The sequence below is a fragment of the Kribbella sp. NPDC104218 genome (assembly GCF_055584105.1).
The window spans coordinates 329,018-355,598 of sequence record NZ_JBVJMQ010000003.1; the positions used below are offsets into that span (position 1 = coordinate 329,018).

Annotated in this window: 25 protein-coding genes; 11 read left to right on the plus strand and 14 right to left on the minus strand. The window is 68.8% G+C overall.

What is annotated here, in order from left to right; genetic code table 11:
* Window positions 1-18: 18 nt before the first annotated feature.
* Window positions 19-885: a polysaccharide deacetylase family protein gene (locus ACZ6ZD_RS26495; protein ID WP_465676605.1), complete on the plus strand. Its 867-nt coding sequence runs from the start codon at window positions 19-21 to the stop codon at window positions 883-885.
* Here ACZ6ZD_RS26495 and ACZ6ZD_RS26500 read toward each other — a convergent pair.
* Window positions 847-1,581 carry a class I SAM-dependent methyltransferase gene (locus tag ACZ6ZD_RS26500; RefSeq protein ID WP_465676606.1) on the minus strand — a complete coding sequence of 245 codons (735 nt, stop codon included), beginning with the start codon at window positions 1,579-1,581 and terminating at the stop codon, window positions 847-849. The two genes, ACZ6ZD_RS26495 and ACZ6ZD_RS26500, sit on opposite strands and share 39 nt — an antisense overlap.
* A 210-nt stretch (window positions 1,582-1,791) precedes the next feature.
* On the opposite strand from ACZ6ZD_RS26500, the gene ACZ6ZD_RS26505 reads away from it, so the two are divergent.
* Window positions 1,792-3,084, plus strand: a complete 1,293-nt coding sequence (locus ACZ6ZD_RS26505; protein ID WP_465676607.1) for a hypothetical protein — start codon at window positions 1,792-1,794, stop codon at window positions 3,082-3,084.
* Between the two features lie 59 nt (window positions 3,085-3,143).
* On the opposite strand, the gene ACZ6ZD_RS26510 is transcribed toward ACZ6ZD_RS26505, so the two are convergent.
* A complete protein-coding gene (locus tag ACZ6ZD_RS26510) occupies window positions 3,144-3,740 on the minus strand; it encodes a hypothetical protein (protein WP_465676608.1) in 597 nt (198 codons plus the stop codon).
* Between the two features lie 120 nt (window positions 3,741-3,860).
* Between ACZ6ZD_RS26510 and ACZ6ZD_RS26515 the strand changes: the two genes are divergently transcribed.
* Complete coding sequence (locus ACZ6ZD_RS26515; RefSeq protein WP_465676609.1) at window positions 3,861-4,238, plus strand: hypothetical protein; 378 nt, start codon at window positions 3,861-3,863, stop codon at window positions 4,236-4,238.
* A 3-nt stretch (window positions 4,239-4,241) separates the two neighbouring features.
* Here the strand turns inward: ACZ6ZD_RS26515 and ACZ6ZD_RS26520 are convergent, their stop codons facing one another.
* From ACZ6ZD_RS26520 to ACZ6ZD_RS26530, 3 genes are all read right to left on the minus strand, one after another.
* Window positions 4,242-4,553: an alpha/beta hydrolase fold domain-containing protein gene (locus ACZ6ZD_RS26520; protein ID WP_465676610.1), complete on the minus strand. Its 312-nt coding sequence runs from the start codon at window positions 4,551-4,553 to the stop codon at window positions 4,242-4,244.
* Window positions 4,554-4,571: 18 nt separating this feature from the next.
* The gene (locus tag ACZ6ZD_RS26525; protein ID WP_465676611.1) at window positions 4,572-5,408 is read right to left on the minus strand and encodes an alpha/beta fold hydrolase; all 837 of its coding nucleotides are present in this window, start codon (window positions 5,406-5,408) and stop codon (window positions 4,572-4,574) included.
* A gap of 162 nt (window positions 5,409-5,570) precedes the next feature.
* Window positions 5,571-6,137: a TetR/AcrR family transcriptional regulator gene (locus tag ACZ6ZD_RS26530; protein WP_465676612.1), complete on the minus strand. Its 567-nt coding sequence runs from the start codon at window positions 6,135-6,137 to the stop codon at window positions 5,571-5,573.
* Between the two features lie 178 nt (window positions 6,138-6,315).
* Here ACZ6ZD_RS26530 and ACZ6ZD_RS26535 point away from each other — a divergent pair, with 178 nt between their 5' ends.
* Window positions 6,316-7,242, plus strand: a complete 927-nt coding sequence (locus ACZ6ZD_RS26535) for a ribosome-inactivating family protein (protein ID WP_465676613.1) — start codon at window positions 6,316-6,318, stop codon at window positions 7,240-7,242.
* A 102-nt stretch (window positions 7,243-7,344) separates the two neighbouring features.
* Here ACZ6ZD_RS26535 and ACZ6ZD_RS26540 read toward each other — a convergent pair whose 3' ends face one another.
* A complete protein-coding gene (locus tag ACZ6ZD_RS26540; protein WP_465676614.1) occupies window positions 7,345-8,226 on the minus strand; it encodes a GNAT family N-acetyltransferase in 882 nt (293 codons plus the stop codon).
* A gap of 93 nt (window positions 8,227-8,319) precedes the next feature.
* On the opposite strand from ACZ6ZD_RS26540, the gene ACZ6ZD_RS26545 reads away from it, so the two are divergent.
* Together ACZ6ZD_RS26545 and ACZ6ZD_RS26550 are read left to right on the plus strand one after the other, a co-directional pair.
* A complete protein-coding gene (locus ACZ6ZD_RS26545; RefSeq protein ID WP_465676615.1) occupies window positions 8,320-10,374 on the plus strand; it encodes an ATP-binding protein in 2,055 nt (684 codons plus the stop codon).
* A 197-nt stretch (window positions 10,375-10,571) separates the two neighbouring features.
* Window positions 10,572-11,006, plus strand: a complete 435-nt coding sequence (locus tag ACZ6ZD_RS26550; RefSeq protein WP_465676616.1) for a hypothetical protein — start codon at window positions 10,572-10,574, stop codon at window positions 11,004-11,006.
* 57 nt (window positions 11,007-11,063) lie between these two features.
* Here ACZ6ZD_RS26550 and ACZ6ZD_RS26555 read toward each other — a convergent pair whose 3' ends face one another.
* The 4 genes from ACZ6ZD_RS26555 to ACZ6ZD_RS26570 form a co-directional block, all read right to left on the minus strand.
* Entirely contained in the window at window positions 11,064-11,978 is a 915-nt protein-coding gene (locus tag ACZ6ZD_RS26555; RefSeq protein WP_465676617.1) for a nuclear transport factor 2 family protein, read from the minus strand.
* 125 nt (window positions 11,979-12,103) lie between these two features.
* Window positions 12,104-12,583 carry a VOC family protein gene (locus tag ACZ6ZD_RS26560; protein WP_465676618.1) on the minus strand — a complete coding sequence of 160 codons (480 nt, stop codon included), beginning with the start codon at window positions 12,581-12,583 and terminating at the stop codon, window positions 12,104-12,106.
* A gap of 89 nt (window positions 12,584-12,672) precedes the next feature.
* Window positions 12,673-15,411, minus strand: a complete 2,739-nt coding sequence (locus ACZ6ZD_RS26565) for an AfsR/SARP family transcriptional regulator (protein WP_465676619.1) — start codon at window positions 15,409-15,411, stop codon at window positions 12,673-12,675.
* Between the two features lie 130 nt (window positions 15,412-15,541).
* On the minus strand, window positions 15,542-16,834 hold the full coding sequence (locus ACZ6ZD_RS26570; protein ID WP_465676620.1) for an APC family permease: 1,293 nt from the start codon (window positions 16,832-16,834) through the stop codon (window positions 15,542-15,544).
* A gap of 97 nt (window positions 16,835-16,931) precedes the next feature.
* Between ACZ6ZD_RS26570 and ACZ6ZD_RS26575 the strand changes: the two genes are divergently transcribed.
* Window positions 16,932-17,435 (plus strand): hypothetical protein, encoded by a 504-nt coding sequence (locus tag ACZ6ZD_RS26575; RefSeq protein ID WP_465676621.1) that lies wholly within the window; start codon window positions 16,932-16,934, stop codon window positions 17,433-17,435.
* Here ACZ6ZD_RS26575 and ACZ6ZD_RS26580 read toward each other — a convergent pair whose 3' ends face one another.
* Both ACZ6ZD_RS26580 and ACZ6ZD_RS26585 read right to left on the minus strand, forming a co-directional pair.
* Window positions 17,436-17,624, minus strand: a complete 189-nt coding sequence (locus tag ACZ6ZD_RS26580) for a hypothetical protein (RefSeq protein WP_465676622.1) — start codon at window positions 17,622-17,624, stop codon at window positions 17,436-17,438. It abuts the gene before it with no gap.
* Window positions 17,625-17,658: 34 nt separating this feature from the next.
* On the minus strand, window positions 17,659-19,143 hold the full coding sequence (locus ACZ6ZD_RS26585) for an FAD-dependent oxidoreductase (RefSeq protein WP_465676623.1): 1,485 nt from the start codon (window positions 19,141-19,143) through the stop codon (window positions 17,659-17,661).
* An 88-nt stretch (window positions 19,144-19,231) separates the two neighbouring features.
* Between ACZ6ZD_RS26585 and ACZ6ZD_RS26590 the strand changes: the two genes are divergently transcribed.
* A complete protein-coding gene (locus tag ACZ6ZD_RS26590; RefSeq protein WP_465676624.1) occupies window positions 19,232-19,435 on the plus strand; it encodes a hypothetical protein in 204 nt (67 codons plus the stop codon).
* A gap of 43 nt (window positions 19,436-19,478) precedes the next feature.
* Here the strand turns inward: ACZ6ZD_RS26590 and ACZ6ZD_RS26595 are convergent, their stop codons facing one another.
* Window positions 19,479-19,739 (minus strand): hypothetical protein, encoded by a 261-nt coding sequence (locus tag ACZ6ZD_RS26595; RefSeq protein WP_465676625.1) that lies wholly within the window; start codon window positions 19,737-19,739, stop codon window positions 19,479-19,481.
* A 721-nt stretch (window positions 19,740-20,460) separates the two neighbouring features.
* On the opposite strand from ACZ6ZD_RS26595, the gene ACZ6ZD_RS26600 reads away from it, so the two are divergent.
* Window positions 20,461-21,444, plus strand: coding sequence for a ferritin-like domain-containing protein (locus ACZ6ZD_RS26600; RefSeq protein WP_465676626.1), 984 nt, complete (start codon window positions 20,461-20,463; stop codon window positions 21,442-21,444).
* A gap of 56 nt (window positions 21,445-21,500) precedes the next feature.
* On the opposite strand, the gene ACZ6ZD_RS26605 is transcribed toward ACZ6ZD_RS26600, so the two are convergent.
* Entirely contained in the window at window positions 21,501-22,997 is a 1,497-nt protein-coding gene (locus tag ACZ6ZD_RS26605) for a sialidase family protein (RefSeq protein WP_465676627.1), read from the minus strand.
* Between the two features lie 356 nt (window positions 22,998-23,353).
* Between ACZ6ZD_RS26605 and ACZ6ZD_RS26610 the strand changes: the two genes are divergently transcribed.
* Both ACZ6ZD_RS26610 and ACZ6ZD_RS26615 read left to right on the plus strand, forming a co-directional pair.
* A complete protein-coding gene (locus tag ACZ6ZD_RS26610) occupies window positions 23,354-25,651 on the plus strand; it encodes an exo-alpha-sialidase (protein ID WP_465676628.1) in 2,298 nt (765 codons plus the stop codon).
* Between the two features lie 25 nt (window positions 25,652-25,676).
* Window positions 25,677-26,573, plus strand: a complete 897-nt coding sequence (locus ACZ6ZD_RS26615) for an acyltransferase domain-containing protein (RefSeq protein ID WP_465676629.1) — start codon at window positions 25,677-25,679, stop codon at window positions 26,571-26,573.
* Window positions 26,574-26,581 lie beyond the last annotated feature (8 nt).

Sequence of the window (26,581 nt, forward strand, 5' to 3'; positions counted from 1 at the left end):
AGATTTTACCCTCCAGGTATGGACCTGTTCAGCTACAGCCCGATCACCGAACGCCCGCCGCTCGTCTGGCCCGGCGGTAAACGCGTCGCCTGCTATGTCGGCCTGAATGTCGAGACCTTTCTGCCCGGCGTGCCGTCGACGAGCATCTGGCCGCTCGACCTGGACCCTGACCCGCTGAACCACGGCTGGCGGGACTACGGCGCCCGGGTCGGCATCTGGCGCGTGATCGACATCCTCGACCGGCACGGCGTCCGGGCCAGCGCGCTGGTCAACTCACTGGTCGCCGAGCACAACCCGCAGATCATCGCCGCCGGCGTCGAGCGCGACTGGGCCTGGCTGGCCCACGGCCGCACGAACTCCGCCCTGCACACGAACCTCGCTCCGGACGACGAACGCCGTGAGCTCGCCGAGATCGTCGGCGCCATCGAGCGTGCGACCGGACGGCGTCCGCGCGGCTGGATGGGCCCCGGCCTCACCGAGACCGCCAGCACTCCGGCGCTCCTGGCCGAGCTGGGAGTGAGCTACGTCCTCGACTGGACCAACGACGACCAGCCTTACCCGCTGAACGTCCCCGGCATGCTCAGCGTGCCTTACTCGGTCGAGCTCAACGACCTCATCCTGTTCCCGCGCGGCATCACCGGCCCCGAGTTCCTCCAGATCGTCAAGGACCAGTACGAGGTACTCCGCGCCGAAGGCGGACGGGTCCTGCCGCTGGCCCTGCACCCGTTCGTGATCGGCCAGGCGTTCCGCGCCAAGTATCTCGACCTGGCGCTGGAGTACCTCGCCGCTCAGCCCGACGTCTGGCTGACCACCGCCGACGACATCGCGGCGCACGTCAGCTCGGGGTCAGGGTTTGCGGGCGCGGGTGGCGTAGTAGCCGGGTAGCCAGCCCGCGGTGGCGTCGGCGTGGTGCGGGGCCTCGTCGAAGCCGGTGATGACGAAGCCGGCGGCGAGCTGGCCGCCGAGCTGCTCGGCCATCGAGTGGCTGTACTCCAGCGGCGCGTCGGCTCCCCAGAGCCGCTCGCGCTCCTCGGCCGGGACGTGCGTCAGATCGCTGTACGGCAGGCGATGCCGGACGACGAGCTCGCCGCGCGACTCCATGGCCTCGGCGTCGAACAGGTACACGTCCGGGTTGAGGAAGCCGCACAGCAGTGAGCCGCCCGGCCGCAGGACGCGGAAGCACTCGCGCCAGACGGGCGCGAGCTCGGGGACGAACAAGTTCGAGACCGGATTGAGGACGACGTCGAACGAGGCGTCGCCGAACACCGAGAGGTCCCGCATGTCGCCGAGCTCCGTCCGCAGCTCCAGACCGTCGCGCTCCGCGACCATCCGGTCCTGCGCGAGCTGCCCCGGCGAGTTGTCGAAGACCGTGACCCGGGCCCCGGCCGCGGCGAGTGTCGGCCCTTGCTGCCCACCACCCGAGGCGAGGCAGAGAATGTCCACGCCGGTCAGCTCCGCGGGGAACCAGGCCCGGTCGACCGGCTCGTACCCGATCAGGACGACGGACCAGTCACCGGCCCGCGCCCGGGCAACGGCCTCGGCGTCCACCGGTCGCGACCACTCGTTCCCCCTCTCGACCATCCGATCCCACGCCGCACGGTTGTGTCCCACCGGATCCACGTCCACGAGCACAAGCTACCGCCCGAGCCCGTCGTTCGCCTGCCGATAAACGGCTGTGCTCTTCCGGCCACCACCGGAACCTGCTTACCCTGCGGGCCACGGTTGCCCAGATCCCGTTGACTACTTCGCGGCGCGGGACGTCCAAGGCGGCCGTTGGGGAGGAGTACTCCTATGTCGTTGACCGATAGTTATCTCGCGGCCGCAGCCGGCCACGGGCCCAAACCGAGTGAACTGCGCGCGGCCGCCGAGCCCCGCCTGGACGCCACCGGGTACGGCGGGCGCTGCCTGACCCGGCCCGTCTTCCTGGAAGCCGCCGAACACCGGCGGCTCACCGAGGACCTGGGGCTGGTCCACCAGGCGCTGACCAGCATCCCGGACCGTCTCTTCGACGGCGACATCGTCCGGTTCGCCCAGGCCGCCGGCCTGGCCGAGGCCCAGGCGGTCGCGGTCAGCCGGGGGCGCGGCCCGGCGCCGAGCCGCTTCGGGCGCGCCGACCTGTACCGCGACGAACACGGCTTCTGGCTGCTCGAGCTCAACCTCGGCAGCACCGCCGGCGGCGTCGACAACGCCGTCCTGAACGAGGCGATGCTCGAGCACCCGTTCATCGCGGACTTCGTCCGGGACAACGAGCTGACCTACACCGAGACGATGGCCCAGGTGGTGCGGACCATCCTGATCGAGGCCAAGATCCCGACCGGCGTCCGGCCGGTGATGGCGATCGCCGACTTCCCGGACAGCTATCCGGACCTCGCTCCGCAGCTGCATCGCAGCGCGGCCGCGCTGGCCCCGCTCGGCATCGATGCGCTGGCCTGCCCGGTCGACGAGCTCGAGTACCGCGACGACCGGATCTGGCACGGCGATCGCGCGATCGACATCGTGTTCCGGCTGTTCATGATCGAAGACCTGCTGAAACCCGGCGCGGTCGAGCTGCTGGAGCCGGTCCTGCGGGCCAGCGAGCGCGGGCACGTGGCGATCTTCACCCCGCTGGACGCCGAGCTCTACGGCAGCAAGAGCGCGCTCGCGATCTTGTCGGACGACGCCAACCGCTCCCACTTCCGTCCCGAGGAACAAGCGGCGATCGACCGCCTGGTGCCGTGGACCCGGATGGTCCGCGCCGACCTGGTCGGCTACGCCACCGAGAACCAGTCCGAGCTGGTCCTCAAACCGGCCGCGCTCCACGGCGGCGAAGGCGTCCTCCTGGGCTGGCAGACCGACCCCGAAACCTGGACCACTCAGCTCACCGCGGCCGTGGACCAGCCCTGGGTCCTGCAACGCCGCATCCAACCCCTCCCGGAAACCTTCCCCACCGACGACGGCACCGAGAACTGGCTACTCACCTGGGGCGCCTTCCTGGCCCACGACGGCCTCGGCGGCTACTACGTCCGCGGCACCGAGAACCCCGACGGCGCCGTCATCAACCTCAACACCGGCGCCACCGGCACCTGCTGCTTCTACCAGCAGTAAGGACGGCGTCCCTCCGGCCAGGAGGCACCAACCTCCTGGCCGGTCACCGCCCAACGCCGCTACCTGTCGTCAGCGGTGAGCGGGCGCCCGTCGAGCCTGGTGCCGGTGGGCCGGAGTGACAGCCGTCCGGTGATCGTGTCGGTCGCCCGCGGCGCCGGTGAACGTCTGAGCTCGAAAAGGGTCGGCCCGACCCGGCGCCGGCCCTGCACCAGGTCGCCGATCGGCCTGGTGTCCAGCCCTTCGAGAAGCCAGCCGAACAGCCCCTGGACGTCGCTGTCACGCCAGTCGTCCAGGGCGGCAGCCTGCACGCCCTGGGTGAGTCGCTCGGCCAGGTACGGCGGATCCGCCCAGCACTGGATCTCGATGTCGAGTTGCCGGAAGGCGTGGCCGGGACCGAACTGCCAGTGGCCGCCGACGCGGCTCACGCCGGTCCCCGCTGTCGGAACGGCCTCCAGAAGCCATTCGTAGTTCACCAGGCTCGGGGCCTGGCGGTCGATCCATCGCTGCTGCTCGCGAGGGTGGACGACCCACGGCAGCGGAATCTCCCGAAACGCGGGCCAGCTGACTTCGGGGCAGTGCCAGCGCGCCGTCCAGTCGCGGACGCGCTCCCGGTTCGCGATGAATCGGCGGACGCCGGCGTCCCGATGACCTGGCATCGCCTCAGCCTCCCCAGCCTGCGTCGAAGCACCCTCATTCTCCCACGAAGCAGCCGGCGGGGGCGGATTTCGGGGCGTGGCTGTGATCTTGCCGGGACATCGAGCGGCCTATCCTGGAGCGTGTCATTCAGTGTTCTGGAGGTCGTTGTCGCCGACAACGACCTGGGTGTGCCCGCGGTCGTCGACTGGGCTGCTGTCCGAGCCGCGGAGGAGCTGATGCTGGCCTCCGCGCTGCGGCGCGGCGACTGGCTGTCGCAGGGCTATTGCCATCTCGCTCTGGGGCTTGCCGCCCGTGCGCTCGGCGATCACAAACGAGCGCGCCAGCAGCTCGCCGAAGGCGCCTACATCCTGAAGGCCCTCGGCCTCGACCCTCCAACCGCGCAAGAAGCGCTAGCCGCGCAGCTGGCCGCCGACGGGTCCATGGACCACGAGATCGGCAGCCAGCTGTTCACGCCGCGCAGGCAGCCCGGTACGAGCCTGATCGACGCTGCCGTCTGACTACTAGACGTCGCCCCGGCGGGTGTGGTCGGGCAGGTAGGCGTCCCAGAACCAGGCCATTCCGTTGGCGGTCAGGAACGGGCCGTCGGCGAACTCGCGGTAGCTGTCGGTGTTCTGCGCGGCGTCGGTGACCGGGTAGTACAGCGACTGGTGCACGAAGGCGACGTCCCCGCGCTGCTTGCCCAGGATCGGCGCCGCCTGGATGTCGTCCAGGACCTTGCGGGCGTCCTCCTTCGACAGCTGGTAGAGGTACGGCGGCTGTGCGGTCGCGTCCGCGATGCCCTGTGCGGCCTGTTCCAGAACGTGCTTGCTCATGGTGCTTGTCCTTCCAGCTCAGCCGCGGGCGGCGCGCTCGATCACGCGGCTGACGGTCCTCGGGTCGGACAGCAGGCCGAGGTGACCCGCGCCGTACTCCGTGACGACGGCGCCGGCCCGCTTCGACATAGCCCGCTGCGCGGCGGCCGGGATGATCTTGTCGGTGGTGCCGATCGCGCTCCACGACTTGATCGTCTTCCAGGCCGGCGCCGCAGACGGCTCGTTGAGCGCGCCCAGCGTGCCCGGCCGCTGGGTCGCGAACACGAGATCCTTGTCGTGCCCGTTCAGCCCGGTCGCGAACGAGTTGAAGACCGTCGAGCGCTTCAGGAACACATCCGTCGCCGGGGACGGCGGCAGTGTCGGTGGCACCAGGTCGAACACGGTCGCGGGATCGACCGCCAGCGCCGAGTCCGGCCCGACGAGCTGGAACGGCGTCTCCCCGGCGTCCGGGGCGAACGCGTTGATGTAGACGAGCGCCTTGACGTTGGTCAGCCCGGTCGCCGCGTTGGTGATCACGAAACCGCCGTACGAATGCCCGACCAGTACCACCGGCCCCGGCACCGACTGCACGAAGGCCCGCACCGACGCCGCGTCACCGGCAACCGATCGCAGGTTGTTCGGAATCGCACGCACCGTGTAGCCGTCGTCCTGCAGTCGCTCGGTGACCCGGTTCCAGCTCGACGCATCCGCCCAGGCCCCGTGCACGAGCACGATGGTCGGCTTCGGCGTCCGCTGCTGGCCCGCCACACTCTGTGCCGGGTTGAACGCAGCCAGCGCCAGCGCCGCGCCGGTCACCAGCAGCGCGAGTACCCGCCCCGGACGCCGGCGCCCTTCTCTGTCCAGCCAAATCCTCATCGATCTACCCACTTCTGTGCGGTGGACGGTCAGCCGCCTGCCGACCGCCTCACCCCCTACGTCCACGCACAGGCCAGAAATGTGACACGCCAAGGTCTAACTAACTGGTTAATCGCCGGGAAGGGGTACGCCGCGCTGGTCCGGATCTGAGGGCCGGCCCGCTCAGGCCGGTGCGCCTGCGTGCGTCAGCTGCTCGACGGCCTGGACGACCGCTCGCCGGCGCGCGGCGACGGCCGAGCGGCTTGCGGTGGTCGCGGGCTCGGGCGTGCCTTCGGACCAGGCGGTCGCCATCGAGACAACCAAAGTGATCAGCAGGCCGGGTGGTACGGCGTTCGCGGGCAAGAGCGGGGTCAGCGCTTTGACCTTCGCCGTGTTGGCTTTGGCGATCGCGGCGATATCCGCGTTGGCGACGCCGCGTTCGAGACTGTGCCAGCGGGCGAGCCGCATCAGCTGCGGGTGCCGGTGGTGGAAGTCGAAGAGCGCGCCCGCGTAGCCCGGGAGGTCGTCGGCGGTGAACGGGACCGCGTCGACGATCTCGGCCACCGCGGCCTCGAACACCGTGTCGAACAAGGCGTCCTTGTTGCCGAAGTACACGTACAGCATGTTCTTGTTGTAGCCCGCCGCGGCCGCGATCCGGTCCACTCGCGCGCCGGCGATCCCGTGCTGCGCGAACTCGTCGGTGGCCGCCGTCAGCAAGGCGGCGCGGGTGGCCTTCGCATCGCGGTTCATGACCCGATCCTAGACGGCCCCAGCTGGTCAGCGCAGTGCGGCTGCCGAACACGGTGGGGACGTTGCCGACGGCAAATTAGTTGGCATTGCGGGCGGTGAGAATTCCCACCGGCTGCGGAGGGGGCCGGGCGGCTATCCTCGACGTACGGCCTGCCCTGGCTGACACTGGAGGAAAGAGATGGTGGTACGGAAGATCCAACGGCTGCTGTTGATGTTCGGGTTGATTCTGCTGAGCTTCGTCATCCTGTTGCAGGGGACGTCCGCCGGGGCGAGCACGTCGCATCGGACGCGCGTCGTGACGCTGAATCTGTCGGACGGCCAGCACGGCCAGAATCGGATCGCGTACTCGACATTCCTGGCGCAGTTGCGGGAGGCGGCCTCGGTCCGATCGCGGGACGGCGGCCAGCAGACTCAGACGGACGACGACAACGGGCTGATCGAGGCCCGGCTGGTGTTCGATCCGTCGGGGGCGGGTGAGGGCGGCGGAATCGGTGTCCGGGTGTGGATCGAGCCGCGGAATCTCTACATCATCGGGTTCTCGCCCGAGGACTCGTCGGCGGTGTTCCACTTCAACGACGTGAACTTCCCCCGGCTGCCGACGGACAGCGCGGGCCGGGCGCTGCCCCAGCGCACGTTGCCGTTCGGCGGCAACTACGACTCGCTGTCGCGTCTGGCCGGCCGTGGCCGCGGGGAGACGCCGATCTCGCATGACGCCGTGATCGGCGCCATCGTTCAGCTGAGCCGCATCAACGGGCACCGTCCGCTTCCGGGCGCGGAGAACCGCAACACCGCGCGGTCGATGATGACAATGATCCAGATGCTCGCCGAGGCCGCGCGGTTCAACGGAGTCGAGGGCGTCTACCGCGACGCGCTCGGCCCGGACCACGTCGTCCGCACCGGATTGCCGCGGGATCTGGAGGAGCTGGAGAACAGCTGGGGCCGCCTGTCGAGCTTCTTCCACGCCTACGAGGCTGGCCGGCGACCGGCGGCGGTGAACGTCCGCGGGATCGGCCCGGTGCGTAACTCCACCCAGGTTCGCTATCACGTGCGCGTCCTGCTGGGGCACCCCGACGGCAGCTACGCCCCGGGTCGCGAGCAGCTCTGACCTGAACGGGCATCGGGCCCCGGCTATCCGAGCCGGGGCCCTATGACCTGCCCTTGTGGTCATTCCTTCCACGGTCGCCAAGATCTCCGCCCAGAGCCCAGGTCAATCGCGGCCCAATCCCCGCTCACCGACGGTGAGGTCCTTCATCCAGGTCGATCGGGGGTAGAGGTCCACGAAACCGGCGCTGTGGAAGTTGCGGTGCGACGTGCCCGGGATGCCGGACTGCGGCGTACTCACGGCGGTGAAGAGCCAGCGGACGCCGGCGTCCCGCGCGTGCTCGATGCGGGCGGCGATCAGCGCGCGGTGAATGCCTTGGTCGCGGTAGTCCGGGTGGACGGCGTCGACGGCGAGTTGGGCGGATTCTCCGTCGAGCCGGATGATCCCGGTCCCCACGAGGGCGTCGTCCGCGAAAACGCCGTACGCGGCCATTCCGGGGGCTGCCAACGTTGCCGCGAGCAGGTCGCTGATGGCGGGTTTCAGGCCGAAGGACTGCTGGACGAGCGTCGACCAGCTGCTCAGGTGCTCGGAATTCAGCCGGCGGGCCCGATGGGTCGCGGTGGAGGTCAGTGGCCGGGCGGTCTCGCGGACGAGGGCGGTGTACGTCGGCTTGCGGACCAGCGCGAACTTCGTAGCGATCTCGTCCCAGTCGTCCGGCAGGGCTTGTGGCGCGAAAGTGAAGCTGGCGCCGGGGCTGCCGGCCGCGCGGTAGAAGTCCAGAAGGTCCGCGATGAGCCCGGCGTCGACCGGCCGATCGAAGCCGATCCCGATGACGGCCGAACCCATGCCGACGGGATCCTCGGCGATCGACAGCGCGACGCCGCGATCGATGCGGCGACCGGTGATGCCGAGCGCCTGCCGTAACGACGGCGGCACGGACAGGACCGACGCCGTCAGGCCGGCCTGAGCCTCTTCGGCGAGCTGGGCAAGGGAGCGACTCGTCATAGCGACGATGCTGAGGACGCCGCCGTCCGGCCGCCAGGTCATTCGCCGCTCGATCGCCGCTCACCGAGTGATCTTGATGCGTGACATATCATGTATCTGATGGTGACGCCGCCGTCGCTGCCAGCAAAGGACCTCATGAACACATCGAACGACCGCACGCGAGTATCGCTGCAGAGCCGCCTCGAAACCTCCCGGCGCCGGCATTTCGCCGGTCGGGCGGCCGAGCTGGAGCTGTTCACCGGAGCCCTTCGGGCCGCGCCCGGGCACGGGCTCGCGCTGGTATGGCTGCACGGCCCGCCAGGTATCGGCAAGACCGCGCTGCTCGAACAGTTCGCTGATCTGGCGCGCGGCGAGGCCCGTGCGGTGATCACCGTGGACGGCCGTGGGCAGGCGCCGATGCCGTCCCTGTTCGATCGCGCCGGGCGGGAAGTCAACGCCCAGGGGCGGTCGGTGCTGCTGATCGACAACGTCGAGTGGACCGGGGGACTGGAGAGCTGGCTCCGGCAGGAGTTCCTGCCCGGCCTACCGGACGACGTCCTGGTCGTCGCGACCGGGCAGCGCGCGCCGGATGCCGCCTGGCGCGCCGATCCGGCCTGGGTGGACCTCCTCAAGGTCATTGCCGTGAGCAACTTGTCGTCCGACGAGGCCGCGACGCTGCTGAAGGCGCGCGGTCTGCGGGACGGCGTCGTCCCACAGGTGCTCGAATTCGCCAGCGGCCACCCGCTCGCGCTCGCCCTGGCCGTCGATGTCGTCGGCGATTCGGAGCAGGTCGGCGCCTGGTCCCCGGGGCAGGACGTCGTCCAGACACTGCTGAGCGCGATCGTCGGCACGATCAGCTCGGCAACGCACCGGCTGACCCTGCAGATCGCGGCGCATGCGTACGACACGACCGAGGAGCTGTTGCGCGCCGTCCTCGATCCCGGTGCGGACGCCGAGGCCGCCTTCGACTGGTTGCGGCGGCAGCCCTACATCGCCTCCGGGCCGGGCGGCGTCTTCCCGCACGACGTCGTCCGTGATGCCTTGGAGGCCGATCTGCGCTGGCGTGACCCGAAGGGGTATGAGTCGGTCCACCGCCGCGTCAACGATTACTTGCTCGGAAAGACCCGCGCGCTTCATGGGACGGCCGCGCTCGAGAGCCTCCGGGCGCTGACCTTCTTGCACCGGCGCTCCTCGGCCTCGCCGCGGTTCTTCAGCTGGGAAAGGGGCGGCGCGATCGTCGAGGAGCGGGTCACGCCCGCGGATCGGCAAGTGATCCGCGACCTGGCCGCGCGCGAGCTGGGCGACGAATCCGGCCGGCTGGTCGACTTCTGGCTGGAGCGGCAGCCGGGCGCTTTCCGCGTGTACAGGGTGCCCGGTAGCGCTGAGCCGATTGGATTCACGACCTGGCTCCAGCTGACTGAGCCGCGCGCCGACGAGATCGCGACCGATCCCGTCGTCGATGCGGTCTGGCAGCACAGTCGTGCCGTCGGCCCGGTCCGTGGGGGAGAGCATCTGGCGATCGCCCGGTTCGTCGTCAGCGCCGGCGGGCGGCCGCCGTCACCGGCGTACGACCTGCTTCAGCTGCGCGTGCTGCTGGAGTGGGTGCAGGCGAGCCAGCTGGCCTGGTCCTACTTCGTCGCGGACGACTCGGCCTTCTGGAGCCCGCAGATGGAGTACTTCGACCACATCCGGGTCAGCGAGTGCGCACGGTCGGCGGAAATGTCGTTCGGGCTGTTCGCGCACGACTGGCGATCCGCGCCGGTCGAGAGCTGGCTCGACCAGTTCGTCAGCCGGGAGCTCCTCGGTGCGGAGTCCGAAACCAAGGAGGTGGGCGCGTTGGCTGTCTTGTCCCGCGACGAGTTCGACAAGTCGGTCCGCAAGGTACTGCGAGCGTGGCGCCGGACCGACCACCTCGCAGCCAACCCACTCACCCGCAGCCGCCTCGCCGCCGACCAGGCCGGAACCGACCCCGTTGCCGCCGTCCGGCAGGCCGTCAGCGAAGCGGTGAAGACCCTCGAGCGCGACGCGCGAACCGAACACCTGCACCGCGCCGTCGCCACCACCTACCTGCGCGGCGTCCCCAGCCAGGAGCTCGCGGCGCAACGGTTGCACCTGCCCATGAGCACCTACCGCCGCCACCTCTCCCGCGGTATCGACGAGATCACCGAGATCCTCTGGAGCCGCGAGCTCTACGGCGCGACCACCCCCTGAGCACCCGGTGAGCACTGATTGGCCTGGAGCCTGAACATCGTCGTCCCGCACTCTTCTCGGCGTGACACGTCAACCCGCTGCCGAAGCCCGGGCGGGGAGAGGTAGCGGGTGTCACGAGCCCGGCCGGGGTAGCTGTAGTGGACCCCGAGTGCCCCGGCCGGGCCTGCCCACAGTGCATCGAGAGAACGGACACCCCTATGCGGAAGCTCGTCAGCCGTAGCGCGCTCGTCCTTGCCGCGTTGCTGGTCCCGGCCCTGGCCGGGATGAACACCGCCTCGGCCGGTAAGAACGGCCAGCACGTCGAGGTCTGCGTCATCAAGGACTCCGAAGGCGTCAAATACCTCAACGCGGAGGTCATGGGTTACAACCATCAAGGTCGTTACGTCCGCACGGGCTCCTTCTCGGTCCGGCAGCAGGATTTCGGACTCTTCTGGTGCGGCCGGCCCAGTCGCGACATCTGGTACAAGGGCGGCGTCGATGTCTTCTTCGCCGGCGCCGATCTGAAGGCGATTGCGGTCAAGGGCGCCAACGTGCCGACGTCCCAGCCGGGGGACTGGTACCGGATCGACTCCACCGGCGCCCGCAAGCCTCCGGCGAGCGCCTCCGGTCCGAAGGTGCTCGCCGTGCGCTGACTCGGCGTCCAGCTATGGAACGGGGCCCGGCTGATCGGCCGGGCCCCGTCGTTCGTGTCAGAAGGTGCCCGGGACCAGGGAATCCTGCGGGAAGTTGTAGAGGCCGTTGCGGTTCTTCGCCGCGGACGCCGGTCCGGCCAGCGGGAGGATCTCCCAGTGTTCGATGACCTTGCCCGCTTTGAATCGGATCAGGTTGAACGCGGACGCCGGCTGTCCGTTGAGCTCGAGCTCGCCGATCGTCAGGACGAAGTTCCCTTCGCCGAGGATCTTCACCACCTTCGTGTAGTTCATCGCTCCTGACTCGAATGCCTGCCGGAAAGCTTCCCGGCTGGCGGCTGCGCCGTCCTCGTCGACGAGGTGGCTGTGCTGCACGTATTCGCGGGCGTTCCACAGTGGCTCGTCGAGCAGTGTGAAGTCGCCGTCCCGGAAGACCTTCGTGAGGACCGTCCAAGCTTGTGCTTTGTTCTGTTGGGTCAGGTGTCGATCCTCGACGGTGGTCGGTCCGTCGAACTGCGTGTGGCCGGCCCCGTTCGGCGGAGTGTCACGCTGCTGCGCGTGCCACTGCTCGACGATCTGTCGATTCTCGAACCGGAACACATCCCACGCCGCGTAGTCGCCGTCGGGCAGCTTGGTCAGCGAATGCACCATCACATACGGCCCGTCGCTCAGAACCCGCACCGGCGTCACCGAGATCTTCCCCGCCGGAATCGCAGCGAGCCACGCCTTGAGCCCACTCACTCCATCGGCGATCTCAGGATGATGCTGCACGAACCGCTGCGGATTGATGGCATTGAACGCCGCCGGATCGTTCGACCCGTAAGCCGCCAGCAACCGCACGACAGCACTCTTCTGCTGCGCCGCGGTCAACTCCTGCCCCTGCTCCGCAACCGCCGGCGCCAATCCCGGCGGCTGTGCCTGCGCCGCAGGCGCCACCACGGCCCCAAACGCACCGACAATCGCAACAGCTGCCATCAAAGCCTTCTTCATCATCAAGTACCTCACTGTCTAGGCGGCTTCCTGAACTGCACCCCCAGTCTCGACAGCGAGACGTGCTAGTTGAAAACTCAATCTCTTGCCAAATTCCGCTCACTCCGTCCTCAGTGCACTGGCGCGGATCGGGCGGCGAGCATCTCGAGGTAGTGCGGGTTCTGGTAGATGCCGAGGACGTTGCCGAACGGGTCGACGACCGAGGCGGTGAGATAGCCCGAGCCGGCGCCGCCTTGCTCGGTGATCGGCTCGTGCTCAGTCGCACCCATCGCGACCAGCCGCGTCATCGCAGTACTCACATCGTCAACATGCCAGGCGACGGCACTGGTGCTCGCGTATGGGGTCGGCGCGTAACGCCGGTCCAGGAAGCCGAGCTCCACCTGATCGTCGCCGACATGGAACTCGATGTAAGCCAGCTCCATGGCAACACCGCAGGTCGGGCAGCGGTCGTCGCCGAAACCACGCTGCTGGCAGACCTCGCACAAGTACGCACGGAAGTACGGCGCGACACCCAGCAACTCGCCGTACCAGCTCGCAGCGCCCTTCAGATCGTCAGCGAAGAACCCGACAGTGCAAACCCCTCGCAACATGGCCGTTCCCTTCCTCGAGAGCCGATACGACCATCCTCCGACCAATAGCGGCCACCTTCCGGCCGCTACTCGACGAGCCGGCCGTGCGTTCAGGCGGTCGGACGGAGTTGATCGAGTCGGGAGCGAGCCTGCGCGGCGTCCGGGTGCTGAAGGCGCTCGAAGATGGCGAGGGCCGCCCGCCACTCGGCTTCAGCGGACTCGTCGGCTCCGAGCGCGTGGTGGGTGTCGCCCAGGTTCAGCCTGGTCTCGGCCTCGAACCGCAGGCCGCCGGCCGCGCACAGCTCGATGGAGCGCTGGAAGCACTCGAGAGCCTGGGGGTAGTCGCCGAGCTGGTGGTGGACGACGCCGAGGCTGTCCCAGGTGAATGACTGTCCTTGCCGGTCGCCGATCTTCTCGAACATGGCCAGCGATTCTTCGCAGTAGCTGCGGGCTTCCACGTACTCGCCGAGCTTGGTGTGGTACCAGCCCAGCGCGTTGAGCGCGGCTGCCTCGCCATCGGGCTGACCGGCTGCTCGGTAGGCCGCGAGCGCGTTCCGCGCGTGCTGCAGCGCTTCGGCGTCCTGACCGAGGCGCCCGGCGAAACTGGCGAGAACGTAGTGGGTGTGGGCCTGACCGGCGGTGTCGCCGACACTGCGACATAGTTCGAGAGCGTGTAAGAGCTGCCGCTCCGCCTCCGTTGGCTGATCGCTGAGGAAGAGCGCGCGTGACAGCGACCGGTGGCTAGCGGCTTGTACGGACGCGTCCGCCAGCTCTTGGCCGGCAGCCACGGCGGCGCGCGAAACGCCGACCCAGTCCTGCCAGTAGCACCGGCGATCCTGGTAACCGAGAAGAGTCCAGGCGAGTTGCCAGGTATGAGCGTGTTGCCCCGCCGTGTGGGCTGCCGAGACAGCTGACATGAGGACGGCGTACTCGGCGTCGAACCAGCTCAGCGCTTGCTCAAGATCGGGGACGGTTTCTGGTACGACGCCTGGCTGCATCGTGCCGATCGCGATCACAGGCATCTGCAGGGGATACACCAATCGCGCGCAGCTGAAGGCAGTGTGGAGATAGTGGTCGAGCGTCCTGGTGAGAGCCGCGCGACGATCGTCCGGTGTGTCGAGCTGCTGTGCGAGCTCGGCGGCGTACGCGCGAAGCAGGTCGTGGAGCAGATATCGGCCAGGTCGGTGCTCGCTGATCAGGTTGGCGCGGGTCAGCTCGCGCAGCATGGCCTGGACATCGGGCAGCGAATCACCGGCGAGGCTGGCCGCGGCCGGCGCTGAAATATCAGGGCCAGGATGCAGGCCGAGTAGCCGGAACAGACGACCGATCCGCGGCGGCAGGCCTCGATATGACCACGAGAATGCCGCCTGCAGATCCGTTACCGCATCCTCACCTGACAGCGCCTCCAGGCGCCCGTGAGCTCCGTGCAGTTCCCCGGCCAGATCTTCCAGTGCGAAGTCCGGGTAGATGGCGGCGCGAGCCGCGACGATGCTCAGCGCGAGCGGGAGCCGGGCGCACCTCGCGATGATGCTTGCCGCGGCGACGGGTTCGGCCGCGACCCGCTCCGTACCGAGGCGGCTCGCTAGCAACTGCCGCGCCTCCGCCGAGCTCATCAGGTCGACGGAGATCGCCTGCGCAGCGTGGGCGGCAATGAGGCCGGAGAGCTGTTTGCGGCTCGTGACGAGCACCATGCATCCAGGTGCGCCAGGAAGCAACGGACGAACCTGCTCGGCGTCGCGAGCGTTGTCCAGTAGTACCAGCATTCGCTTGCCGGCAAGCAGACTGCGATACATCCCCGCCTGGGCCTCCACGCCGGCAGGGATGCGCTGGGGTGGTACGTCCAGGGCATCGAGGAAACTCCGGAGCGCTTCCGTCGGTTCCAGCACCTGTTCGTTCGGATCGAAGCCACGGAGGTTGACGTACAACTGGCCGTCCGGAAACCGGTCGGCCGTGCGGTGTGCCCAGTGCAGAGCCAATGTGGTCTTGCCAATACCGGCGGAGCCGACGACCGCCACAACCGTTGGCGCTTCGGCTGCGCCGGTTGGTGTCAAGGCATCGAGACGGGCGAGCTCCGAAGCTCGTCCAACGAACCCGCCGACGGCGCCCGGAAGCTGCCGGGGTACCTGCACGACAACGGACGCCGTATCCGGGCGGAGCGCCGGATCGGATTCGAGGATGCGCTGGTGCAGCGTCCTGGCGGCGGATCCCGGCTCGATCCCGAGCTCGTCAGCGAGCAATCGACGTAACTGCCGATAGGTATCGAGAGCGTCTGCCTGGCGATCCGACCAGTACAGGGCGAGCATCAGCTGGCACCAGAACGCCTCGCGCAATCCGTGCTGCGTCGTGAGCTGCCGGAGCTCCCCGACCAGCTCGTTGCCCAACCCAGCCCGAAGATCCAGCTCTATCCGGTCCTCGATGGCACTCAGCCGACGCTCGACCAACCGCGGCGCCTCCACCTCGTCCAGCCAGGTCGACGAAATGCCCTCGAACGGCGAACCCCGCCACAGCGCCAGCGCCGCCGCGAGCTGCTTTCGACGTGCAGACTCCTCAGGTATGGCGGCGGCCTCGTCGAGCAGCCGCTCGAACCGGAGCGAGTCGACGGCGTCCAGCGAGATGTTCAGCCCGTAACCGGCAACCTCGGTCCGCACCAGGTCGGCGCCCAGCGCGCGGCGCAACCGGGTCAGAAGGACCTGGACGGCGCCGCGAGTGTTCTCCGGCGGATCGTCACCCCAGATCGCCAGCCCCAGCCGCTCGACGCCGACCGGCCGTCCGCCCGAGATCGCCAGCACCGCCGCGACCGTCCGCAGCCGCCCCGACAACGCGACCGACCGCCCGTCCACTCTCACCATCACCGGTCCCAGAACCTCGACCGTCAACGCCCCCACACCCTGAACGCGCGTCTCCACAACCACGATCCGCCCCCAGCCGATTCGTCAGTCCCTCATCATCCCACCAAGCCGGCCCAGCCGCCCCCGTCGTTCAGCTGCGGCGGTGGGCGGCGAGGGTGCCGAGGAGGAGGGCGACGGCCAGGAGGAGGAGGAGGCCGCGTGTCCAGACTTGCGGGTCGATTTGGGTGAAGAGGAGTAGGCAGGAGGCGATGCCGAGGATCGGGACGGCGGTTGGTGCGCGGAAGTGGTCTTTGGGGGTGTGGTCGCGGCGCAGGACGAGGACGGCGAGGTTGACGGCGGTGAAGACGATGAGGAGCAGGAGGACGAGGGTTGCGGCGAGTTCGGCGGTTTCGCCGGTCAGGGCCAGGATGAGCGATAGGGCGCTGGTGACGGCGATCGCGACCCAGGGGGTGCCGCGGTTCGGCAGTAGGCGGGTGAAGACGGAGGGGAGTAGGCCGTCGCGTGCCATGCCGTAGGTGAGGCGTGAGGACATGATGCCGGTCAGCAGGGCGCCGTTGGCGACCGCGACCAGGGCGACCAGGCTGAAGATCCATTCCGGTACGCCGCCGGCCGCGCGTACCACTTCGAGTAGGGGGCCGGAGGAGGCCGCGAGCTGATCGGTCGGTACGACGGCGCTCGCAACCAGCCCGACCAGCAGGTAGACCACGGCCGCGGTGGCGAGGGCGCCGAACAGTGCGCGCGGATACGAACGGCGGGGGTTCTTCGTCTCTTCGGCGATGTTGACCGAGGTCTCGAAGCCGACGAACGAGTAGAAGGCCAGGACTGCGCCGCCGAGTGCTGCGGAGACGGCTCCGGTGTCCGGGCGGCCGACGTCCGACAGCCGTGACAGGTCGCCGTCGCCGCGGGACACCACCCAGATGCCGAGACCGACGATGAGCAGCAGGCCGGAGACCTCGATCAGCGTCGCGACGACATTCGCGCGGAGCGAGTCCTTGATGCCGTAGGCGTTGAGTGCGGCCAGCGCCGCCAGGAAGACGAACGCCACGAGCACGACCGGCGCGGTGACGAACTCGGTCAGATACTCACCGCCGAAGGCGCGGGCCAGCGCGCCGACCGACACGATCCCAGCCGCCAGCATGCAGAACCCGATCACGAACCCGGCGAACGGGCCGAACGCCTGATGCACGTAATGCGCCGACCCGCCGGCCCGCGGGTACTTCGTCGCAAGCTCGGCGTACGACGTCGCCGTCAACACAGCCAAGCACAACGCAACGACCAATGGCAGCCAAACCGCGCCACCCGACTCCGCAGCCACCTGCCCAACCAGTACGTACACACCGGCGCCCAGCGTGTCGCCGAGGATGAACAAATACAACAGCCCAGTCGTCACATCCCGCTTCAACCCGCCGTCCGCCCGACTCATACCCGCGCGGTACCCAAACCCGAACCCGTCGATCGTGGTTTCCAGCGGTTCGGCCCGGGTACCGCGCGGTAGTCCGGTTTCTCGCCAGGAGGTCCCAGTGGCTCGAACATCTGCCCTGGAGAAGCTCAATCGTCAGCCGGCGGACCGAGCCGCGTTGCTTGCGGCCGCCGGGAGCGGCGATCCGGCGGCCGTCGGTCAGTTGTGTGACCGGCACGGTGCGGCCTTGGTCGAGCTGGCCCGTGCTGTCCTCGGCCACCCAGCGGCCGCGGAGGAGGTGGTGGTCGAAGTCGTTGCACGAGCCTGTCAGGACTCCACCGGTACGGCGGCCGCGCCCGGAAGCCTTCGCCGCGAGCTGGCCCGACTCACCTACCTGACCGCCATGCGCCGGTTCGACGTGGCTGAACCGGCGACAGCCGGTACGGCGACTGCGCGCATGGCCGACCTGTTCGCGTCGGCGCGCCGTCAGCGATCCGCGATCGCGCTGGTTCGATGCGGCGACCACACACTGGGCGACGTCGCCGACCTGTTCCGTCTGCCGGTGCCCACGGTCGCACTGCTCATGGCCGCAGGCCTCAAAGACCTGGCGACCCCGCACCCCTAGTCAGTCCGGCGGCTCCACCGGACGGCCCTCGCTGCCCGAGGTGACGTCCTCGTCCCGCGGCGGACGGCGTCCCTCGTGCGGCACCGGGCCGGGGCCGCGCTCGCCCTCGTCGTGATCGACCTTGTCGAAGTCGACCGTGCCCTTCTCCAACTCGCCACGGAGATCGCCGCATTCTCGAACTGCTGCCACAGCCTGAGACACCAGCGGGGTGTTGACGACCGGGTCAGCCTTCGGGGTCGGGCAGGGGAGCGGTGGCGGGGCCGTCGAGGACCGTGCCGTCGGGGGTGAAGCGGGAGCCATGGCAGTTGCAGTCCCAGGTGGTGTCGCTCTGGTTCCAGCGAAGTGGGCAACCGAGGTGGGTGCAGATCGGGACGACGGTGTGGAGGTGGCCGTCCTGGTCCCGGTAGGCGCCGACGGTTTTTCCGTGGACGTCGTACCGGCCGCCCTCACCTGGTTCGAGGTGGTCCAGGCCGCTGCCGAGCAGGCGGCGGAGGTGGCCGGTGGCGAACTCCTTGCCGACCTTCAGGTTGTCTTTCACCAGGCCGGCCACGGCCCGTGCGTCGCCGATCCGGCCGGCGTCGTACAGGGTGCTGTGCGGATTGGCGACGTCGAGTGTCAGGTCACGCAAGATGCCTGCGGCAACTGTTCCGTTGCTGAGCCCCCATTTGTGCATGCCGGTGGCAACCAATGCGGGAGAGCCGGGCGCCTTGCCGACATAGGGAAGCTGGTCGGGCGTGCTGTAGTCGTGGGCAGACCAGCGGTACTCGGGTTCGAGGCGATGGTTCCACAGCGAGCCGACCCAGTCGGCCAGCTTGTCGTATGCCGCGTCGTCCGGCTCGCCGACCTCGTGGTCACTGCCCACGACGATCAGCCCGTTCGGACCGCCACCTGGCCAGGGCCGCGTGGATCTGGTCGGACCGCCGGCCGAGATCGCCATCCCAGCCGGTGCCGAGCAGGGCAGACGGACGGCGATGCCGTGGGACTGTACGGGCCGCGTCCGGGCGAAATACCCGCCCAGTACGCCGAACGGCAGCAGCGTCGCCACGACGATCTGCCCGGCGCTGACGACGTGGCCTGGCTCGGTCTCCGCGCCCGACCCATCGGCCGTCAGCGCGGTGACGCGGGATCGCTCGAAGATTCGCCCGCCGGCCGCGGTGAAGGCCTGTGCTAGCCCCGCCAGATAGCGCGCCGGATGCAGCTGCACCTGATCGTCGAACCGCACCACACCAGTGGCCCCGACCGGCAGCCCCAGCTCAGCAGGATCGGCGTACGACGAAGGCAGGCCAAGCGCAGCCGCGACCTCCGCCTCACGCCGCAGATCGGTGTCGTCGGTCGTGTACAGGAACGCCGGCGTCCGGATGAACTCGCAATCGATGGCGAACCGATCGATCAGCTCCGCGACGCGTTCCACCCCAGCCTGGTTCGCGGCGGCGTACCGGCTCGCGGTCTCAGTGCCATGCCTGTCGACCAGGTCGGCGTAGATCGCGCCGTGCTGCGAGGTCACCTTGCCGGTCGTGTTGCCGCTGGTCCGGCCGCCGATGCGACCGGCCTCCAGGAGGACGACGTCCGCGCCGGCCAGTTGCAGCTCCAGAGCCGTCGTCAACCCGATCACCCCACCGCCCACGACGGCGACCTCGGCCCGGACGTCCGAACCGAGCCGCTCGTAGGACGGCATTTCTGCGGTCATCAGCCACACAGACTTCGTCATACCCCTGCGGTACCCCGGTGGTCACCTGTGCATCATCGGGGCGGGCCTGGGCACCGGGCCGAAAAGATGGAAGGAAGAAGTGGGATCGATGGCAGTGCAGCAGTCCGTCCGGAACGCGAACGAGCCCTGGGCCGACGCCGAGGTCGCCAAGCTCCAGAAGCTGGCCGCCGACAACCTCCCGATCTGTGTGATCGGCCTGCGGCTCGGCCGCCCCGAAGCCGCGATCGAGGCGAAGGCGGCAGCCGCCCGCATCACCCTGCTACCCCGCAACCGCCCGCCGTACGGCACCTAGGCGCCGACACCGTCTGGGCGCTGGAGCTCGGGTGGGAGTTGGCTCATGGCCGCGTGGAGTCGGTGTCCGGGGTGTCTGGGACGCCGGAGCGCTTTTCGGCGCCGGTGATGCCGGTGTCGGATTCGTCGCCGGCGACTCGTCCGACGAACTCGCCGCTCTCGCCGGTTCCGGTGGTGGCTGGGGTGTTGCCTGCGGGATCGCCGCCTTCGGCTCGGGTCATTGCGGTCGTCGGGTCGGCGGGAGCGTCGGCTTCGTTCAGCTTGTGCGACTCGCGCCAGCGCTTGAACCGCTCGAGTACGGACATGGCGATCACTCCTCTCGTCGGCAATGCCGACCGGTGCCCGCGCGCGTCCGGCCGAAACTTGGGGGACGGCGAACGGCAGGCGTTGGGCGAAGACCCATCCGGATGGCGGGCGGTGCCGAAGTGGTGGCTGAGGGCAACGGTTGCTCTCGTCGCCGATCACGACTCTCGAGTCCAGACCCGCCAAGCGGACCCGATGGCGATTCACTTCCTTGAAGGAGAACCATCATGGACTACCACTCGGGCCTGAACATCGTCATCGGTCTGTACGTCGAGGTCAGCTCGCGCTGGAGCGGCCACGGGCACTGGGGCCACAGCCTGCTGAACATCTTCAACTGAGCCGGACGCCATCCGGAGGGCGAGCTGCTCCGAAGGTAGGGCTGGAGCGAGAACACCGGACGGGCCAGGTGCAAGACGCTCCGGTGGTCTCGTGTCCGGCGGCGGCCGCGGGTTCGACACGAGCCCGCGGTCGCCGCGCCGACGGCGTCCGGCATGGATCGGTCCGGACGCTCCGGCGGTTAGTTGACGACTTCGAGATTACTGACGGGTGTGACCCATCCGCCCGGAGGTTCGCGCCGAACGATCCGAGAACCGCTGGCATGGGCCGGCCCGCCGGTCGGTGGTTCACGGATGGCCATGCCCGAGTGCGCGTGACGGCGTGGCCGGCAGCAACCGGCGTGGCCGGACGGTCGCGCCGGACCTCTCATTGATGGAGTAGGTAAGCATGTTCGACAAATTGTTCATCCGGAACGCGATCGATCGCAGTGCCGAGAACAACGTTGACCGGCGCAAGTTCTTGCGGGCGGCCGGCGCGGTCGGCGCCGGGGCGGGCCTGGCCGGTGCGGGAGTGCTGGCCGGTGGTGCTCTCAGTCCGGCCGCTGCCGACAGCAACGGGATCGGGCTGGACCTCGAGCTGGGCGGTCACGGCAAGGAGCAGGGCAAGCCGAGTGACGGCGCGGTGCTGAACTTCGCGCTCAACCTGGAGTACCTGGAGGCGGAGTTCTACCTGCGCGCGGTGCGCGGCCACGGCCTGCCGGTGACCGATGTCCTGGGCAAGGGCAAGCCGGGCGGGGTGCGCGGCGGGCGCAAGGTGAAGTTCCAGTCGAAGGTGGTGCGGGCGTACGCCGAGGAGATCGCGGCCGACGAGCTGGCGCACGTGAAGTTCCTGCGCAAGGCGCTGGGCAAGGCGGCGGTCGCGCGCCCGGCGATCGACATCGACGCGGCGTTCACCGCGGCGGCGATCGCGGCCGGGCTGATCAAGCCGGGCCAGAAGTTCGACGCCTACGCCAACGAGAACAACTTCCTGCTCGCCGCCTACGTCTTCGAGGACGTCGGCGTCACGGCCTACAAGGGCGCCGCGCCGCTGGTCTCCAACAAGACCTACCTGGAGGCGGCCGCGGGCATCCTCGCGGTCGAGGCGTACCACGCGGCGAACATCCGGACGACGCTCGTCTCGCGCGGGCTCGAGGCGCCGTCGGTCGCGATCTCCGACGCCCGGGACAGCCTGGACGGCAAGACCGACCTCGACCAGGGCACGAAGTACCGCGGCCGGACCAACATCGTCCCGGCCGACCCCAACGGCATCGCGTACAGCCGCGGCGCCGACCAGGTCCTCAACGTCGTCTACCTGACGCCGAAGAAGGCCACCAAGGGCGGCTTCTTCCCCGCCGGCGTGAACGGCGAGATCAACACCAGCCGCGCCAACTGACCGCCGGTCCGGCGCGCGACACACCCCTCGCGCGCCGGGCCTGCGCCCTCGCTGGGTTAGCGCTGGATGGTGAGGTTGCTGAAGGTGGCGGGGGCGGTTGCGATGAGACCGGTGTTGCCGTTGGGGAAGGAGGAGTCGTGGGCGCGGACGGAGGCCAGGACTCGCTCTGAGGTGGCCGGGCGGAGGTCTGCGGTGAGGTGGGGGCCGCGGGCGGTGATTGTCAGGCGGTACTTGGTGCCGACGCTTACTCCGCCGCGGACGGCGGCGGTGGCGAGTGTGACGGGGGAGCCTTGGTGGGTGTTGCGTCCGAGGGTGAGCTTGCCGTCGGCACCGATGGCGGCGAAGTAGCCGTCGTGCGAGGTCGGAGCGAGGTCTGGGTCGGTGACGCGGAACAGCAAGCCTGCGGACGTCGTCGCGGCGTTTACTGTGACGTCGGTGGTCGCGCGGTAGTCACGCCAGCCGGTCGAGCCGACGAGGCTCTTGCCGCCTTCATCGGATGATTGGACGTACGTCTTTCCGGCGTTCACCGACCAGGTTCCGCTGTAGCGGGCCCATCCGGGATCGTCGCCGGCGCTGAAGTCGGCACGGTATGGCAGCGTTCCTACGTTGGCCTGGCCGGCGAACACGCCGCAGTGGGTGCTTCCCGGGCGACCGGCGGGTGAGTCGAGACGGAGCTGGCGGCCGTCTTTCGAAGGTAGGAGTGACGCACCCCAGAGCGTGCCGTCGCATGCCTTCGGTTTGAAGGGTAGGTGCATCCGGAACCAGGTCTTGCCGAGGTCGTAGCTCACCAGGGCGGACTGCAGCTGCTCGGGAGTCTGCTTCGGTTCGCGGCCGTCGATGCTGTATCCGGCGCTGAGGATCAGCTGTCCGCGCGGCCCGCCGCCGGGGGACCAGACGATGTACGGGTAGCTCGCCAGGTAGCGGTGATCGGCCGTCTGCGGTCGTCGGCCGAGGTCGGCCGGGTCGCCCCAGTTGATGCCGTCGGTGGATTCCTTGATCATCGCGTCGGCGGCGATCGGCGCGCCGACGAGTTCGTAGCTGAGCACGAAGTGACCGTTGGGCAGCCTGGTCACGATCGGCATCCCTGGTCGCAGGTGCTGCGGCGGCGCTGCGACGACCTCGGTCACCGGGCCCCAGCTGTCGCCGCCATTCGGCGAGACGATCTGGCTGAGCTTCTGGGAGTGCGCGGGATCCCGCTCGTCGGAGAATTGCATCACCACCTTGCCGTTGGCCGCGACGTACAGGAACGGCTCCCAGATCGGCCGCTTGTCCGCGCTGCTCTGCTGTGCCACGCCTGCGTACTTCCAGGTCCGGCCGTGATCGAGGCTGCGCCAGACCTGAACCTCGGCCAGCGCCTTGGCAGGGTTCCAGACCAGCCCGGCCAGCAGGATGGTGCCGGCCGGGTACTTGCCGATTCGCTGGGGGAGTTCGAGCAGGGATGGCGTCCACTTCACCGGTGACGGACGGCCCTCGCCGGTCTCGCCGTCCTCGACCGTTGCGATGGTCTTCCAGCTGCGGCCGTCATTCGTGCTCCGCTTGATCAGGTAGGGCACCGATTCAGCGGAATCGGGCTTCCAATGTTCGAAGGTGCTGATCAGGGTTCCATTTTCGCGGCCGGCGTGCTGGAGCCGGATCGTGCGGATCGCCAGCCCCTTCTCGTCCGGGCCGGCGAACTCGTGGGTGGGCCGCCCGTCGCCGTTGGCCGCGTCTCGATGACATGGTCACCGTTCACCTCAATCTTCGAATTATCGGAAATAGAATCCTTATTCAGAATATGAACCCGAAATCTCGATGACAATCCCTTGCCGCCTCCAGGGGGATTCTCCTACGCTTCGGCTTACGGGGTTCACCTTCGAAATATCGAATAAATGTGTCCGCCATGCCCGCGCTCGCAGGAGGAGAACCAGCCATGCGTCTGCCCCAGTGGTCGCGCCGATTACTCGTCGGCGTCCTCGCCATCGTCCTTTCGCTGTCGACCTCGGTGGTCGCGCAGGCCAACGATCCCGGCTACCAGCTGCACACGTTCGCCAATCCGGACGAACGCGGTCTCGCGGCGCGCGTGATCCGGCTCCAGCACGCCGGTGCGCAGAACGGCACGCTGATCTCCACCTTCGAGCACTGGATCCCGAACGGCTTCCCGACGGTTCCCTACCTGATCAAACGCAGTACCGACGACGGTGCGACCTGGTCGACGATCGCGACCCTCGAGGACGGCGAGACCGGCGCCGGGCGGCCATGGCCGGTGAAATGGACGCCGACGTTGCTGGAGCTGCCCGCGGCCGCCGGCGGCTATCCCGCCGGAACGCTGCTGATGGTTGGGCTGGTCTGGAACCCCTTCACCGGGCAGGCCGAGTTGCAGCTGTGGCGCAGCACGAACCAGGGCGTGAACTGGACGTACGGCGGCGTGATCCAGAACGGCGGCAAGTTCTACGAGCCGTTCCTCTACATCGACGGCACCGGCAAGGTCGTGGTCGTCTTCGCGGACGAGCGTCAGCATCCGACCTTCAACCAGAAGGTCGTCCGGATCACCAGCGCGGACGGCGGTACGACCTGGTCCGCGGCGCAGAACGTCCTGGCCAACGGCAACGGCGTCGACCGGCCGGGGATGGCGGTCGTCACCAAGCTTCCCGACAACAGCTATCGCATGGTCTTCGAGGTGTGTGGGGTCGGTACGCCGGGGTGCCAGGTGCGCATCAAGTCGTCAGCCGATGGCGTGAACTGGGGATCACCCACCGACTACGGGACCCGGCCCGAGGCCGACGGCCGCTTTCTGACGAGTGGTCCGTACGTCACCTGGGCGCCCGGTGACACACCGCAGGGCCAGCTCATCGTGTCCGGAGCCGGTACCTGGCGCACGGTGGACAACCAGATCTTCGGGCCGGAGAACTACCAGACCTTGTTCGTCAGCTACGACCTCGGCGCGACCTGGCACCGGATGCCGACGCCGTTCCGGCCGGCGGGCACCTATCCCATCAAGGGCCCCTGCGCCGAACCGGACGGGACGAACTGGAGCGGAACACTGCTGCCCTCGGCCGACGGTTCCTCGATCCGCTGGATGACGTCGGGGCCGCGTGCCGGAAGTATGCAGTGCAACGCCTGGACGCAGGCCGCGAATGTCGGGACCATCCCGCGCTCGGACACGTTCGGATCCGGTAACGGGCCCGGCTGGATCAACTACGGCGGGACGTGGGGTGTCTCGTCCGGTGCCTACCGGGAGACCTCGGGTGGCGGCAGCGGGACCAAGTCGCTGACCGGATCCACCGGGTGGACTAACTACACGGTCGCGGCCGACGTCACGCAGTCCAGCTCAGGTGGGGATGCGGGCGTCCTGTTCCGGGTCACGAACCCGAACATCGGTACCGACGCGCACCGCGGGTACTACGCCGGGATCGGGGTCGGCGGCACGCTCTTCATCGGCAAGCAGGACTACAACTACACGACGTTGGGCACGACGCCCGTGACCGGCGGCGTGACGACCGGTACGCCGTACCGGGTCACGGTGACCGCGAAGGGCTCGCAGCTCACGGCGACGGTCCGCCCGGCCGGGGCGGCGACTCCGGTCACCACGCTGACCGTCAACGACTCGTCCTTCCTCACCGGCCAGGTGGGGATCCGCAACCTCGACACCGCGGCCGCGTTCGACAACTTCACGGTCGATGCGATCGCCGCGCCGAACCTGCCCGCGAGTGCCACCTTCGGTACTGACGAGGCCGGCTGGATCCCGTACGGCGGGAGCTGGCAGGTCTCCGGCGGCACCTACCGGCAGTCGAGCGCCACCGGCGAAGCGAAGTCGGTGATCGGCCGGACCACCTGGTCGAACTACACCACCCGCGCCGACGTCTCGGTCGGCGGCGCCACCGGTGACGCCGGAGTGCTCTTCCGGGCCTCGGATCTCGGGGTCGGAACGGACGCCGTCCGCGGGTACTACGCCGGGATCTCCGCCGGCGGAAATCTGTTCATCGGCAGGCAGAACCACAACTACACCACGCTGGGCATCACGCCCATCTCCGGCGGGGTCACCGCCAACACCTTCTATCGGGTCTCCCTCGGCGGTTCGGGTTCGTCGCTCACGGCAACGGTCACGCCACCTGGCGGCGGTGCGGCACTGGCGACGCTGACCGTCACCGATGCGACCTTCGCCACCGGTCTGGCCGGCGTCCGCACCTTCGACGAGTCCGCCCAGTTCGACAACGTGCCGGTCAGCTGACCTCGGACAGGCCAGGAGAGAGGCGATGAGTGACTCGTTCGAGCTGCCTGAGGACGCCGAGGCAATGCGTGCGATGCGGTGGCTGGATATCGATCCCGCTGACCGCGCCGACGTCCTGAGCGCACGGCCGAGCCCGGACGACGAAGCGGTCTGGTCGATCGTCGAACGGTGCAGCCGGCAACTGCGGGAGACGATGGGCAGTACGGGTCCGCTCAGCGACTGGCCTGACCTGTCCGGGTACGGTCCGGTCGGCCGATTCGCCTACGTGTGGGTGTTCCTCACGGCTCTACCCGCAGTACGGGCCTACCACGAGGAACGCGGGATCTCCCCGGAGGCCTCGCGGGAGATCCTCCGCGTCATCGCCGATCAGATGGCCAACCGCCGTGCCCTCTTCGGCGCCGGCGGCCTGCACACCCAGAACTGGGTGACGCACCATTTCCGGGGCGCCATCTACTCGCTCGGGCGCTTGCACTTCGAGCGTCTGGTGATCCCACCTGGATCGGTCGCCGGCGATGGCGGCCCCAACACCGGTGACGCGGTGCTGGGGCTCCACATTCCGGAGGGCCGCCTCACGCCGGAGTCGGTGGACGCCGCGTTGTCGGCGGCAACGAGCTTCTTCGGCACGCATTTCCCCGAGGAGGCGTACCGGTACGCCGTCTGCACCTCCTGGGTGCTCGATCCGCAACTCGACGGCTATCTCGGCGCCGACACGAACATCATGCGCTTCCAGCGCCGCTTCACGCTGCGCCCGGCCGGTTCGACCGACGATGCCGCGACCGTCGTCGAGTTCCTCTTCAAACGCCCCTTGGCGCAACTGCGGGACCTGCCTCGGTCGACGACCCTCCAACGCGCCGTCGCCGACCACATCGAATCCGGCCGGCCCTGGCACTTCCGTACCGGATGGCTACGGCTCCACCCCTGAAGGAGATC

What these genes read in the sequence shown, in the direction of transcription:
- ACZ6ZD_RS26540 (WP_465676614.1), bottom strand. Translation starts at nt 8,226, where the DNA reads ATGACCTGGCGGCCGGACGGCGGCGTCCTCAGCATCGTCGCTATGACG.
- ACZ6ZD_RS26505 (WP_465676607.1), top strand. Translation starts at nt 1,792, where the DNA reads ATGTCGTTGACCGATAGTTATCTCGCGGCCGCAGCCGGCCACGGGCCC.
- ACZ6ZD_RS26610 (WP_465676628.1), top strand. Translation starts at nt 23,354, where the DNA reads ATGCGTCTGCCCCAGTGGTCGCGCCGATTACTCGTCGGCGTCCTCGCC.
- ACZ6ZD_RS26545 (WP_465676615.1), top strand. Translation starts at nt 8,320, where the DNA reads ATGAACACATCGAACGACCGCACGCGAGTATCGCTGCAGAGCCGCCTC.
- ACZ6ZD_RS26565 (WP_465676619.1), bottom strand. Translation starts at nt 15,411, where the DNA reads ATGGTGAGAGTGGACGGGCGGTCGGTCGCGTTGTCGGGGCGGCTGCGG.
- ACZ6ZD_RS26535 (WP_465676613.1), top strand. Translation starts at nt 6,316, where the DNA reads ATGGTGGTACGGAAGATCCAACGGCTGCTGTTGATGTTCGGGTTGATT.
- ACZ6ZD_RS26560 (WP_465676618.1), bottom strand. Translation starts at nt 12,583, where the DNA reads ATGTTGCGAGGGGTTTGCACTGTCGGGTTCTTCGCTGACGATCTGAAG.
- ACZ6ZD_RS26510 (WP_465676608.1), bottom strand. Translation starts at nt 3,740, where the DNA reads ATGCCAGGTCATCGGGACGCCGGCGTCCGCCGATTCATCGCGAACCGG.
- ACZ6ZD_RS26570 (WP_465676620.1), bottom strand. Translation starts at nt 16,834, where the DNA reads ATGAGTCGGGCGGACGGCGGGTTGAAGCGGGATGTGACGACTGGGCTG.
- ACZ6ZD_RS26500 (WP_465676606.1), bottom strand. Translation starts at nt 1,581, where the DNA reads ATGGTCGAGAGGGGGAACGAGTGGTCGCGACCGGTGGACGCCGAGGCC.
- ACZ6ZD_RS26520 (WP_465676610.1), bottom strand. Translation starts at nt 4,553, where the DNA reads ATGAGCAAGCACGTTCTGGAACAGGCCGCACAGGGCATCGCGGACGCG.
- ACZ6ZD_RS26555 (WP_465676617.1), bottom strand. Translation starts at nt 11,978, where the DNA reads ATGGCAGCTGTTGCGATTGTCGGTGCGTTTGGGGCCGTGGTGGCGCCT.
- ACZ6ZD_RS26525 (WP_465676611.1), bottom strand. Translation starts at nt 5,408, where the DNA reads ATGAGGATTTGGCTGGACAGAGAAGGGCGCCGGCGTCCGGGGCGGGTA.
- ACZ6ZD_RS26530 (WP_465676612.1), bottom strand. Translation starts at nt 6,137, where the DNA reads ATGAACCGCGATGCGAAGGCCACCCGCGCCGCCTTGCTGACGGCGGCC.
- ACZ6ZD_RS26615 (WP_465676629.1), top strand. Translation starts at nt 25,677, where the DNA reads ATGAGTGACTCGTTCGAGCTGCCTGAGGACGCCGAGGCAATGCGTGCG.
- ACZ6ZD_RS26550 (WP_465676616.1), top strand. Translation starts at nt 10,572, where the DNA reads ATGCGGAAGCTCGTCAGCCGTAGCGCGCTCGTCCTTGCCGCGTTGCTG.
- ACZ6ZD_RS26600 (WP_465676626.1), top strand. Translation starts at nt 20,461, where the DNA reads ATGTTCGACAAATTGTTCATCCGGAACGCGATCGATCGCAGTGCCGAG.
- ACZ6ZD_RS26590 (WP_465676624.1), top strand. Translation starts at nt 19,232, where the DNA reads ATGGCAGTGCAGCAGTCCGTCCGGAACGCGAACGAGCCCTGGGCCGAC.
- ACZ6ZD_RS26595 (WP_465676625.1), bottom strand. Translation starts at nt 19,739, where the DNA reads ATGTCCGTACTCGAGCGGTTCAAGCGCTGGCGCGAGTCGCACAAGCTG.
- ACZ6ZD_RS26585 (WP_465676623.1), bottom strand. Translation starts at nt 19,143, where the DNA reads ATGACGAAGTCTGTGTGGCTGATGACCGCAGAAATGCCGTCCTACGAG.
- ACZ6ZD_RS26495 (WP_465676605.1), top strand. Translation starts at nt 19, where the DNA reads ATGGACCTGTTCAGCTACAGCCCGATCACCGAACGCCCGCCGCTCGTC.